Origin of the sequence: Ochrobactrum sp. 19YEA23, from assembly GCF_029909865.1 — a bacterium.
Lineage (GTDB): Bacteria > Pseudomonadota > Alphaproteobacteria > Rhizobiales > Rhizobiaceae > Brucella > Brucella gambitense.
In genome coordinates, this window is record NZ_JASAMQ010000006.1 from 250,137 (window position 1) to 262,893 (window position 12,757).

The following is a 12,757-nucleotide window of genomic DNA, read 5'->3' on the forward strand; positions in this document are numbered from 1 at the left end:
GATGATACGCAGTTTCGGCTTTGCAGAATTCCTGTTCATTCTCGAAGGGGCTCGCTGGACAGTCATCCTGTCACTCCTCGCCTTCGTCTTCGGTGGCGCATGCGGCCTCATCGTGGCCCTTGGACGCACGAGCAACAAGAAATGGCTTCGCTATTTCATGGCGACATATATCCAGATCTTTCAGGGCACACCGCTGCTGATCCAGCTTTTCTTCGTCTATTTCGGCCTGCCACTGCTCGGCATTCGTGTTGATGTCTGGGTCGCGCTGATCATCGGTCTTTCGCTCCATACCAGTGCGTTTCTCGGCGAAATCTGGCGGGGCAGCATCGAGGCTGTATCGGCGGGGCAGGATGAAGCGGCCCGCGCGCTTGGCATTGGCTATCTCCGTCGCATGTCGGATGTCGTGCTTCCCCAGGCATTCCGCATCGGCCTGCCCGCAACCATTGGCTTTATGGTTAATCTGATCAAGGGCACAGCACTGGCGGCTTTGCTTGGACTGACCGAGTTAACGCGCTCAGGGCAGCTGATGGCGAACATTACCTTCGAGCCGCTCAAAGTCTACGGCGCTGTCGGCCTTGTCTACTTCGTGATCTGCATTCCGCTCACCTATTACAGCGCCCGTATCGAAAAGCGCCTGAATGCGTCTCGTTGAATAACAATAAAACAATCAGAGGTAAGAACATGTTCAATTCAAGTTTCGCTCGTTCCAAAGCTTCATTCGGTTTCACGATGGGCCTACTCGCAACGGTATGCATGGCCACTGCAGCTGGGGCCGCAACGCCGGAAGAAATCAAGGCCAAGGGCACCGTAACCATCGGCGTGCAGATGGATCAGTTTCCATGGGGATTCATCGATGAAAATGGCAAGAATGGCGGCTATGACGTTGATGTAGCTGACCTGATTGCCAAGGAACTGGGCGTTCAAATCAAGTTCGAGCGCATCACCGGTCAGAACCGTATTCCTCTACTCACCAATGGTATGGTCGATTTTCTTGTTCCGTCCATGACCATCACGCCAGAGCGTGCCAAGGTCATTCAGTTCGCCATTCCCTATTCATCCAACGACATCACTGTCTGGGGCAAGAACGACGTTGATATCAAGGGCAATAACGATCTGGGCAAATACATCATCGGCGTCAATCGCGGCAGCGTTTTCGAGCCGGTCCTGAAGAAAGTCGCTCCAGCCAACACGCAGATCAAGCGCTTCGATGACGATGCAACCACAGTACAAGCGCTCCTGTCCGGTCAGGTCGATGCCATTCTGGGTAGCGTGACCTATGGGCTCGTGATCGACAAGACCGGTAACAGCGGCAATTACGGTCGCAAATACAAAGTTGCAGACAATTTCCAGGCGATGGCGGTTCGCAAAGGCGACCAGGAAATGCTCGACTATCTGAATGATTTTGTCACCCGCCATACGGCGGACGGCTCGCTCGACGGCCTTTACAAGAAATGGATCGGTGTGGATCGCGCAAAGCTGCCGACTACCGTCGAAGGGGTGGATTTCACCGGCAAGAACTAAGGCAGACTAACTGGTGAACGTCTGAACGTTTCAAGTTAGCCGCAACAATACGAAGCAACAGTTTTGAGCCGACAGGCACCGCCTGCCGGAACGAGAAAACACGTGCCTGAACCGCGGCCTTCCAGCCCGGCCCCGCACTTAACGCATAGAATCTGATCTTGGGAGTTAGGCAAGACATGACGATAGATGGCAAACTGATCAGGGTTGGCGTCGACATTGGCGGAACCTTCACCGATGTGGCGATGGAAGTTGGTTCAACACTTCACTCAACCAAGGTTCTGACCGATTACGCGTTTCCTGAAAATGCGATTGTCAAAGCCATTCGCGAAGTTGCGGAGAAGGCCGGTATAGCGCTGAACCAGATCGACACAGTGATCCACGGTACTACTCTGGCGACAAATGCCCTGATCGAACGTCGTGGTGCAAAAACCGCGCTCGTCACGACCAAAGGCTTTCGCGACGTCATCGAAATGCGCACCGAAAGCCGCTTCGAACAATATGATCTCGATATTGTCCTCCCGGCGCCGCTGGTCGACCGCAGCGACCGCTTCGTCCTCGATGAACGCATGGGCGCAACAGGTGAAGTGCTCAAGCCTCTGGATGAGAGCGAGATGGAAGCGCTTTGTGATCGCATCATCGCGCAAGGCTATGAGAGTGTCGCGGTCGGCTTCATCCACTCCTACCTCAATGGCGAACATGAGCGCCGTTTCCGCGACAGGCTGCTGGCCAGGAAGCCTGACCTTTCCGTCTCGATTTCATCGGAAGTCTCGCCGCAAATGCGCGAGTTTCAGCGCTTCAATACCGTCTGCGCCAATGCCTATGTCAAACCGTTGATGGCATCCTATCTCAATCGACTGGTTGGTCGTCTTCACGATGAAGGGCTTGTTGCACCGGTCTTTATGATCCACTCGGGCGGCGGCATTATCAGCGTCGACAGCGCAATTGAGTTTCCCGTTCGCCTGCTTGAATCCGGACCGGCTGGCGGCGCGATTTTCGCGGCCCATATTGCAGCCAACCACAAGCTCGATCAGGTCGTGTCCTACGACATGGGCGGCACCACTGCAAAAATCTGCCTGATTGAACAGCAGACACCCAAAACGTCGAAGACCTTCGAAGTGGCGCGCACCTATCGCTTCAAGAAGGGCAGCGGCATGCCAATCTCCATCCCGGTCATCGAAATGGTCGAGATCGGCGCTGGCGGCGGCTCGATTGCAACCGTCGATTCCATGCGTCAGATACGCGTTGGTCCGCACAGTGCTGGCTCGGAACCGGGACCGGCTTGCTATGATCGTGGCGGTGTCAATCCAACCGTGACTGATGCAGATGTCATTCTTGGTCGCCTTGATCCGGACAGCTTTGCTGGCGGCTCGATGAAACTGTCGCGCTCGGCATCCGAAAGCGCCATGGATGCAGATATTGGCAGCAAGCTGGGTTCAGATATCGCAACTTCGGCTTATGGCCTCAGCGAAGTCGTCGATGAGAATATGAGCAACGCAGCGCGTATGCATGCGGTGGAAAATGGCAAGGAACTTTCCGAGTTCACCATGATCGCCTTTGGCGGCGCGGCCCCTGTTCACGCCGCGCGGCTTTGCGAAAAGCTTGGTGTCAACGACCTGCTGATCCCGCCTGGTGCCGGTGTAGGCTCTGCAATCGGCTTTCTGCGTGCACCTTTTGGTTTTGAATCGGTTCGCAGCGCTTATAGCCGCATCAGCCGCTTCGACGCCAACGCCGTCAATGCTGTGATAGCCGAACTGGTACAGGAAGCGACGTCTTTCGTGCGGTCGGGCGCGCCCAATGCTAACCCCTCGCTCGAATGCACGGCTTACATGCGCTATGTCGGGCAGGGATGGGAAGTTCCGGTCACCATCGAAGTTCGCGATTATACCCAAGCGGATGCCTCGCTTTTCAGCGCGCTTTTCGATGAATGCTACGAGCGTTTCTTCGGCCGCGTTATCGATGGACTGGACGTCGAAATCGTCAGCTGGTCGCTCCGCGCCAGCGCCGATGCAGCCGCACCCACCCCCGCCAAGCCCGTGACGAAACAGTCGACAGCAACCATATCAGGCCAGCGCAAAGTGTTCGACGTTCTCGAAGAACGTTTCCTCGACGCCAGTGTCGTCGACCGCAGCGACATGAAGCCGGGCGACTGGATCTCTGGTCCGGCCGTCATCACAGAACGCGAGACGTCGACCATCGTGACCTCAAGCCGCGAAGCGATCATGCAGACCGATGGTTGCCTGTTGCTGCGCGCCAAGGCTGCCTGAAGGAGTTTACCCATGTCAGTGAAACCTATTTCCGATGTTCACATGCAGATCATGTGGAACCGCCTGATCTCGGTCGTTGAAGAACAGGCCGTAACGCTCATTCGCACAGCCTTCAGTACCAGTGTGCGTGAATCCGGCGATCTATCGGCTGGTGTGTTCAATCGCGCCGGACAGATGATCGCACAGGCGGTGACCGGTACGCCCGGCCATGTGAATGCGATGGCGGAGGCCGTTGGCCATTTCATCAATGATATCGGACGCGAGAACATCTTCGAGGGTGATGTCTACATCACCAACGACCCGTGGAAGGGCACCGGCCACCTGCACGATTTCACCGTCGTCTCACCAAGCTTTCGCGACGGCGCACTGACCGGTTTCTTTGCCTGCACCGCCCATGTGGTGGATGTTGGCGGCCGTGGTTTTGGTCCCGATGCCAACGAAGTTTATGAGGAAGGCATCTTTGTGCCGATCATGAAGTTCGCGGAACGCGGGGTGGTCAACAAGGATCTCGTGAACATTCTGCGCAACAATGTTCGCGAAAGCCATCAGGTAGTAGGCGACGTCTATTCTCTCGCAGCCTGTAACGAAATCGGTCATCGTCGCCTGATGGACATGATGGATGAGTTCCGGCTCGACGATCTGGAAGGGCTGGCCGAATTCATCTTCAAACGCAGCTATGATGCCACGCTTGAAAAACTCGCAGCACTTCCGCACGGCACCTATTCCAACGTGATGCGAGTGGACGGTTACGGCGATCCTATCGATATCGCGGTACGGATCGATGTCCATGCCGATCATATACTTGCGGACTTCAACGGCACATCTGCGCCAAGCCCTAAAGGCATCAATTGTCCGCTGATCTATTCGGCTGCCTATGCGTGCTATGGCCTGAAATGCTCGATTGCACCGGAAATCCCGAACAATCATGCATCGCTTCTTCCCTTCAAGGTAATAGCGCCAAAGGATTGTATCTTGAACGCGCAGCACCCTGCTCCGGTTTCCGTGCGCCATGTGCTCGGCCATCTGGTGCCCGATGCCGTATTGGGGGCCGTCCATAAAATGCTGCCCGGTCGGGTTCCGGCGGAAGGCTCAGGCGCGCTCTGGAACCTGCACGTTAGCGCGCGACCGCTTTCCGGCGAAAAGGCCCCGAAAGATGGCGGCCAGAGAGCCGAGGTTCTTCTGTTCAACAGCGGTGGAGCCGGTGCCCGCTCCCATCTTGATGGACTAAGCGCCACCGCCTTTCCAAGCGGTGTTCATTCGATGTCGATCGAGGCGACCGAACATGTCGGCCCTGTTATTTTCTGGCGCAAGGAGCTGCGCGACGGTTCCGGCGGTGCGGGGAAATTCCGTGGCGGGCTTGGTCAGGTTGTCGAAATTGCACCGACGGACGGACATGAAATTTACTTCAATGCCATGTTTGATCGTATCAAACACCCGCCGCGCGGGCGTGAAGGCGGCGAGAATGGCGCACCGGGTGCGGTCCTGCTCGATGATGGCTCGGTGCTCAATGCCAAGGGCCGACAGCATGTCCCCGCTGGACGCAGGCTCATCCTGCAATTGCCAGGCGGCGGCGGTTATGGCGCTGCGGATGAACGATGCCCGGATGCCAAGCAGCGCGACAAAGAATTCGACTATGTCGTGAATGGCTGACACCAAACCCTGCCAGAAGCCGCCTTTAGGGCGGCTTCTCTTTTTTTCGATCAGCAGATGAGAGCATAGCAATGCAATATGAAAACAGAAGATCGGCGGGCATTCAGTCATCGCCGAGCATGGCTGTTTCGATGGCCGCCAAAAAACTGCGCGCGGAGGGCCGCGACATTATCGACCTGTCTCTGGGGGAGCCTGATTTTGAGCCGCCGCGCCATGTTATCGATGCAGCCTGCGCAGCAGTCAACGCTGGCGGCGTGCGGTACGGAGCGGCAGCCGGCACTGAAGCCCTTCGCACCGCGATTATCGCCAAGTTCAGGCGTGACAATGATCTTGATTTTTCACCGGAAGAGCTGACTGTCGCTAATGGCGCAAAGCAAATTCTGTTCGATGCTTTCCTCGCGACGCTCGAACCGGGCGACGAAGTGATCATCCCCACACCTTGCTGGGTTTCTTACGGCGATATCGTTTCCTTGCATGGCGGCACGCCGATCTATGTTGAATGCGGGCCGCAACACGATTTCAAGCTGACGGTTCAACAACTGGAAGAGGCCGTAACGCCACGCACCCGATGGCTGATGCTGAACTCACCATCCAATCCCACGGGCGCGATTTACAGCGCTGCGGAATATCGTGCACTCGCAACGGCGTTGGAACAACACCCGCGCGTTCTCATCCTTTCCGATGAGATCTATGAGCACATCTTGCTGCACGATCATCCTTTCGTTTCCTTCGGAAGCATATGCCCGCAATTGCGTGATCGGACCCTCATCGTCAACGGCGTCTCGAAAGCCTATGCAATGACGGGCTGGCGGGTTGGTTACGCGGCTGGCCCAAAGGCGCTCATTGCCGGGATCAACAAAATGCAATCGCAAAGCGTCACGTCTGTTTGCAGCATTGCACAGGCGGCCGCGAAAGCCGCGCTCGACGGAGACCAGAGTTGTGTGCAGGAAGCGGCAGAGACTTTTCGTCGCCGCGCCAATCTTGTCGCGACCTATCTTTCAGAAATACCCAACATCGATTTTCGCCAGCCGGACGGCGCGTTTTATGCCTTCAACGGTGTCAGCAAGCTGATTGGCAAAACAACGCCAGCAGGCGTGGCGTTGAAAAGCGACACTGATGTTGCAGGATATCTGCTCAATGATTTTGGTGTGTCCAGCGTGCCGGGTATCGCCTTTGGCGCGCCCGGCTTCATTCGCTTGTCGATTGCCGCCTCGGAAGCAGAACTGACCAAGGCTTGTGAACGCCTGAAAGAAATGGCCGCGTCTCTTTAAACGCAGCCTATGTTGCATTTCGTAAAGAAACCGCGGGTTAACAACCCGCGGTTTTTCCCACTGGTCGCTCAAGCTGCTTGCTTGCGGCTATATTTACCGATGAGCGCTTCGAGAAGGCCTTCTTCCTCTCCGGTCAGATCGCAAAGCGGAGAACGAACTTTTCCGGCCTTGAAACCCTGAAGACGCACGCCTGCCTTGATGGCAGCCACGGCATAACCCTTCTGGCGGTTGCGAATGGCCATAAACGGATAGAAGAACTCGTTGAGAATGCGCTCGCACGCGGCACGTTCACCAGCCCTCAGCGCACGGTAGAATTCCACCGCCAAGCCCGGAACGAAGTTGAAAACCGCAGAAGAATAGGTCGTAAACCCTGCGCCCAGATAGGCTTCGGCGAAGAGTTCCGCCGTCGGCATTCCGCCGAGATAGGTCAGACGATCACCCATCTTGGCTGTAATCTGGCGGACAAGCCCGATATCGCCCACGCCATCCTTGAAACCGACGAGATTAGGGCACTCATCACACAAGCGCGCCAGCGTGTCGGCCTGAAGGACAGCATTATCACGATTATAGACCATCACGCCGATGCCAATCGACTGGCAAATGCGCTTGACGTGTTCGTAAAGACCTTGCTGGGGAGCATCAATCAGATAATGCGGCAGAAGCAATATGCCGTCCGCGCCAGCCTTTTCAGCCGACTTTGCAATCTCAATCGCCATGTCGGTGCCATAGCCGCAGCCTGAAACAATCGCGGTGCCGCTATTGCCAACAGCCTCCTTTGCCGCTGTCACAATGGTCGGAATCTCACTCGGGCGCAAAGAAAAGAACTCGCCAGTGCCGCCAGCGGCGAACAAGACCGGTGCGTCGAAGCCCGAAAGCCATTCGACATGGGCTTTATAGCTTTCAGGTGCAAATTGCTCCTCGGCATCGAAGTGCGTTACCGGGAAGGAGAGAAGTCCTGCTCCAAGCTTTTCCTTGATCTGATGCGGTTCCATATGTTGACCCCTTTTTTGATGTCTGCATATGACCTAGCGCGATCAGATAATACATGTCAACAACTTATATTATAAGTTTGAGCGAACTTGTCTGAGAATACTGCGATACCGCATCTGGCTTCCCTTCAAATGCCGTCGCATCGCCGACCGCGCAGCTTCTTCATCACCATTTGAAATGGCATCAACGATCTGGGAATGCTCTTCATGGATACGCGCAATGTAGTCGGCCGAATTCGTATCCGATTGGGAATGCAAAGCCGCACGCGGAATGACGCCGCTACCGATCATCGTCAGAAACTCTCGAAAACGAGGGTTGTTGGCCGCATCAGCAATCGCCAGATGCAATGCAAAATCAGCTTCGGCTGTCGGTAGACCTGCCTCGAGACAGCTCAGCACCTGCCGATGACAGTTGATGATTGCCTCTTCCTGCTGGGGAGAACGGCGCAGCGCAGCAAGCCCTGCGGCTTCCACTTCCACCCCCGTGCGCAGCTCAAGCAGCTCTATAACCGAGGAAACCCGGTCATAATCGAGGTTATGGAACGGCATAGTTTCAGCCGACTGCCCCTCCAGCACAAAAACGCCAGCCCCCTGACGCGCTTCTACGAGGCCATCGGCACGAAGGGCTGCAACAGCCTCGCGAATAACCGTGCGGCTAACACCATAAGATTCCGTCAGCTTCGCTTCGCTGGGTAGTTTCATTCCGGGCTTAAACGCGCCTGACTGAATAAGCTTTTTCAGTTCACCACTGACTTTGACAACAAGATTGCCTGTGGGGCGAATGGTTGCTTCATCGTTCTTTGTCACCATCGCCACCATCCTGCGCACCCGTTTCCTGCAACTCTTTGGTATCAGGCCAACGGGGCGCTCACAAGTCATGCAATGACAGTCATCGGAGGTCTTACCCGGATTTATCCTATTTGTATGATGAGTTTGACACATCTAACGAATGCGCCGATCTGTGTGAAACAGATCGGCGCATTCGTTTCAAAGGGCAGTATTGGCTCTTAGGCCAGAACTAAACCTGATTATTTCTTGGACTTGTATTCCTTCTGATAGACTTCGTCAGCCATCGTCCGCAATGCACGCCCGATGGCGGCGTATTCATACTCGTTGAGATTGGCGAGCGATGCACGGCCAGCGGGTTGCTGCGTGCCAAAGCCTGTACCCGGCAAGAGAACGATGCCGGTTTCATCCGCAATACGGAACAAGAGCTCGGTCGGCGATATGTTCTTTTTGACCCAGGCGGCAAAATCATCGCCATAAAGACGGCGTGCGATCTCCTCCAGATCGAGCAAGGTGTAGTAGTCGACCTCGTTGCTGTCGGTTTGCGGCGACAATCCAAGCTCGCGATAAAGTGCAGCCTCGCGATTACGGATGAGTTTCTTCAGCTCTGCCTTGTAAGCATCCTTTTCATCCATGAGACCGAACAGAGAAAACAGAACCATCTGGACCTGCTGCGGCGTGGAAAGGCCCGCAGTGTGATTGAGCGCGACTGTGCGGCTGTCCGCGACAAGACGGTCGATGAACTTCAGCTTTGATACATTGGGCACCAGCGATGAATAGCGCTGATCCAGTTCCTTTCTCGCCGAGCCCGGCAAGTCCTTCAGTTTTGCATCCAGAACGTTATCTTTCTGCATGGCAATCGCACCAAGACGCCAGCCAGTCGCGCCGAAATATTTCGAGAACGAGTAAACCAGCATCGTGTTGTATGGGCAGATCGCGAAGATCGATTTGAAGTCGTCGGCGAATGTTCCGTACACATCATCGGTAAGGATAATGAGGTCGGGGCGCTTTTCCTTGACGATTTTAGCGATCTGGTCCAGTCCGCGTTGATCAACCTTGACTGATGGCGGGTTGCTCGGATTGATCAGAAAGAAGACCTTGACCGATTTGTCGAGCAGCTTGTTCAGCTCGGCCTCTGGATATTGCCAACCCTGCTTCGGATCTGCATTGATATGCACTTCTTTCAGCCGGTAATTGTTCAATTCCGGGATTTCGATATAGGGCGTGAAAGCAGGCATGCCGATAGCAACCGTGTCGCCTTCCGCCAGAATTTTGTTCTGTTTCAGCGTATCGAAAATATAAGTCATTGCGGCCGTTCCGCCTTCGACCGCGAACAGATCGATTTTATCAGAGCTCATATAGCCGCCGATCATTTCGCGAACGAGATAGTGCTTCACGATCTCTTCGCTGATTTTCAGCATGCGCGGCGGAACCGGATAGTTACAGCCGAGAATACCTTCCACCATTTCATGAAGATATTCAGACGGCGAAAGCCCCAGTTGATCGCGCACATAAGAGAGCGACCGTCCTAGAAACTGGACGCCAGGCTGATCGCTATTGTCGGAAATAAAGCGCTGGAATCGGCCCTCAATACCTTCAATCTTCGGGAGTCCGCCGACACCCGTTGAGAGGTAAGAGTAGGATAGCTCTGCTTCTGCAACCGCAAACAGCCCAAGACGCAGGAATGCCCGGCGTGGCAATGTGGCCAGGAAGTTCGGGTTGCCACGGCCCGCATTCAACATGGCATGGTTTGCTTTGCTGGAAGCAAGTTCGATAAGCGCATCCTTCAGCTCAAACGGGCTCAGCTTTGCATATTTGCTATATTCATTTTTCGCCATGATCTATTCCTCAGGAAAACGCGACTACCAGTGGCCCGAGCAAGGTCAGGAACACGTTGGCAAGTGCATAGGTGATTGCGAATGGGGTGGTAGGAATGGAGTTACCGGCTTTGTCCAGTATCTCGCCAAAGGCCGGGTTTGCGCTGCGCGAGCCAGAGAGCGCACCCGCAAAGACGGCTACGTTGTCATATTTGAGAACATAGCGGCCGAACAGCATTGTGATGATGAGTGGGAGAATAGTCACCACAACGCCAATCAGGAAAATCGACAGACCGCTGCTGACGATCGTCTGAACGGCTTGCAGCCCCGACTGTAGACCGACGACTGCCACAAAACCGGCAAGGCCGAGATCGCGCAGAAGCGTGGAAGCCGCAGTTGGCATATTGCCGATAGCCATGTTGCGGCTGCGATACCAGCCAAACAACAGACCGGACAAAAGGGCGCCACCCCCGCTTCCCAGCGTCAGCGGAATGGAGCCCAGCCGGATCACGGCAAGACCGATCAACAGACCGACGGCAATCCCCAAACCATGGAAGACAAAATCCGTCTTGTCGCTGACGACGATAACCGGCCCAATGGAGCTTGCAACGCGCTGCAAATCCTGATCCGTTCCGTAAAGCGAAACGACATCACCTGCAGCTATGACGGTATCAGGCTTCAATGGAAGCGGCTTATCAGCTCGTTTGACGCCAATCACGTAAATGCCGTGACGGAGTTCCGAGCTGATATGCTGCTTAATATCTGCGACCGACTTTCCGACAAATTCCGGAGCGGTGATCGTCACATCGCGGATGGCCACGATAACATCCATGCCATCCGATGATTGCAGCTCGGAACCAACTTCATTGCCCAAGGTAACAACGCCGGTGCGACGTCCGACAATGAGCACAATGTCATTGGCCTCCAGCTTCAAATCCGGTGAAACGCCGATGATCTTGTTTGCGCGTTTGACACGCTCGATCGTGATGGAATTGTCGATGGAGGTCTTGGCCTCGATTTCAGCGACCGATTTTCCGGCAGCCTTGTCCACCTGATAAATACGCCCGACGAGATCAGGCGCAGCTTCCTGTTCATTAGGACCGAGCAATCGAATACCGGCCAATAGCTCCGCTTCCGCCTTGATGGCATCGTCGCGTATGGTTCTTCCCATGAATTTCGGCAGCAAATTGACGCAAACGAGGATCGCGCCAAAAGACCCGAAAATATAGGTAACCGCGTAACCGACCGCGACATTGGCCTGTAATCGCTGAACTTCGTCAGCGGCAAGGCCAAGTTTCGAAATCGCCGAGCTGGCAGTGCCTATGATGGCTGACTGTGTCAGTCCTCCGGCGGCAATGCCAGCCGCAAGACCCTTGTCGAGGCCGAACATACGCGCCAGGACAACGACCGTCACCAATCCGCTGATGGCCAGCACTGCGGCCATTGCAATTTCGCGAAGAGATTGACGTCCAAGCGACCGAAAGAATTGCGGACCGCTTTCAAAACCGACGGCATAAATGAAAAGAGCGAAGAGCACTGCCTTCACCCCATTATCTATGTGAACGCCCACCTGGCTGATCACAACCGCCACGAGCAGCGAGCCAGCAACGCCGCCCAGCTGAAATTTCCCAAAATGTATTTTTCCCAGCGCGTAACCGCCAGCCAGAGATAGAAACAACGCTATCTCCGGCGCCTGCTCAAATACGGACTGAAGCCACTGCATACCGCCCTCCAAGCCACAATCGGACAGATAAGGAGAGTAGGGCGCAGTTGCTTTAAGGCAAGAAAAGTCACCAAGAAAAATTAGAGTGCTATAAAATAAGCATTCGCCGTGGCTGATCCTGATACTTTCGCGAGACTAAGGGCAAAACGTTTCGCAAGCTCATCATCAGAATAACGCGCCCTGCCCCGAAATGAAGCAGTTGCACTATTTTTTGCATTACAACCGGCAAGGTCGATGCTGCTCATAGCCGCCAAGGCTACTCACATGCTTATACATAGCCACGATAGCTACTCGTTTATCTCCGGCACGACCAGCTTGGTCAGCTTGTGCAGGGAATCCTGCCAGCCCAGATAGCAGGCCTCTGCAGGAATAATATCCGGCACACCCTCCTGTGTGATTGTGACGTCAGTCCCGACAGACACAGCTTTCAAAACAACCGTGACCTTCATCTCGCCCGGCAGGTTCGGATCGTCGAATTTGTCCGTGTAGACAAGACGTTCACCGGGCTCCAGCTCGAGATACGCACCGCCAAAGCTGTGGCCACGGCCCGTCGTGAAATTGCGAAACGACATTTTGTGGCTGCCGCCAATCTTCGCATCCAGTTCATGAACAGTGCAAAGATATCCATAGGGTGGCAACCAGCTTGCTATTGCGTCTGGCTCGATAAATGCCCGGAAAATCTTTTCAGGCTTAGCAGCAATGACACGATGCAGACGAATTGTACTCGGCATGTTTT

Annotated in this window: 10 protein-coding genes; 5 read left to right on the top strand and 5 right to left on the bottom strand. The window is 54.9% G+C overall.

Annotation, left to right across the window (positions count from 1 at the left end):
* Window position 1 precedes the first annotated feature (1 nt).
* The 5 genes from QBD01_RS16800 to QBD01_RS16820 all read left to right on the top strand — a co-directional run bounded on the left by QBD01_RS16800 (window position 2) and on the right by QBD01_RS16820 (window position 6,706).
* Window positions 2-652, top strand: a complete 651-nt coding sequence (locus tag QBD01_RS16800) for an amino acid ABC transporter permease (protein ID WP_280993763.1) — start codon at window positions 2-4, stop codon at window positions 650-652.
* 101 nt (window positions 653-753) lie between these two features.
* Entirely contained in the window at window positions 754-1,521 is a 768-nt protein-coding gene (locus QBD01_RS16805; RefSeq protein ID WP_280993764.1) for a transporter substrate-binding domain-containing protein, read from the top strand.
* 176 nt (window positions 1,522-1,697) lie between these two features.
* The gene (locus tag QBD01_RS16810; protein WP_280993765.1) at window positions 1,698-3,785 is read left to right on the top strand and encodes a hydantoinase/oxoprolinase family protein; all 2,088 of its coding nucleotides are present in this window, start codon (window positions 1,698-1,700) and stop codon (window positions 3,783-3,785) included.
* A gap of 12 nt (window positions 3,786-3,797) precedes the next feature.
* Window positions 3,798-5,435: a hydantoinase B/oxoprolinase family protein gene (locus QBD01_RS16815; RefSeq protein ID WP_280993766.1), complete on the top strand. Its 1,638-nt coding sequence runs from the start codon at window positions 3,798-3,800 to the stop codon at window positions 5,433-5,435.
* Between the two features lie 71 nt (window positions 5,436-5,506).
* Window positions 5,507-6,706 carry a pyridoxal phosphate-dependent aminotransferase gene (locus QBD01_RS16820; RefSeq protein WP_280993767.1) on the top strand — a complete coding sequence of 400 codons (1,200 nt, stop codon included), beginning with the start codon at window positions 5,507-5,509 and terminating at the stop codon, window positions 6,704-6,706.
* 68 nt (window positions 6,707-6,774) lie between these two features.
* Here the strand turns inward: QBD01_RS16820 and kdgD are convergent, their stop codons facing one another.
* From kdgD to QBD01_RS16845, 5 genes are all read right to left on the bottom strand, one after another.
* Window positions 6,775-7,698, bottom strand: coding sequence for a 5-dehydro-4-deoxyglucarate dehydratase (kdgD, locus tag QBD01_RS16825; RefSeq protein ID WP_280993768.1), 924 nt, complete (start codon window positions 7,696-7,698; stop codon window positions 6,775-6,777).
* Window positions 7,699-7,767: 69 nt separating this feature from the next.
* Window positions 7,768-8,505 (bottom strand): FadR/GntR family transcriptional regulator, encoded by a 738-nt coding sequence (locus tag QBD01_RS16830; protein ID WP_280993769.1) that lies wholly within the window; start codon window positions 8,503-8,505, stop codon window positions 7,768-7,770.
* Window positions 8,506-8,723: 218 nt separating this feature from the next.
* Window positions 8,724-10,319 (bottom strand): bifunctional aspartate transaminase/aspartate 4-decarboxylase, encoded by a 1,596-nt coding sequence (locus tag QBD01_RS16835; RefSeq protein ID WP_280993770.1) that lies wholly within the window; start codon window positions 10,317-10,319, stop codon window positions 8,724-8,726.
* Between the two features lie 10 nt (window positions 10,320-10,329).
* Window positions 10,330-12,021 (bottom strand): aspartate-alanine antiporter, encoded by a 1,692-nt coding sequence (gene aspT / locus QBD01_RS16840; RefSeq protein WP_280993771.1) that lies wholly within the window; start codon window positions 12,019-12,021, stop codon window positions 10,330-10,332.
* A 287-nt stretch (window positions 12,022-12,308) separates the two neighbouring features.
* Window positions 12,309-12,752 carry an SRPBCC family protein gene (locus QBD01_RS16845; RefSeq protein WP_280993772.1) on the bottom strand — a complete coding sequence of 148 codons (444 nt, stop codon included), beginning with the start codon at window positions 12,750-12,752 and terminating at the stop codon, window positions 12,309-12,311.
* Window positions 12,753-12,757: the final 5 nt, after the last annotated feature.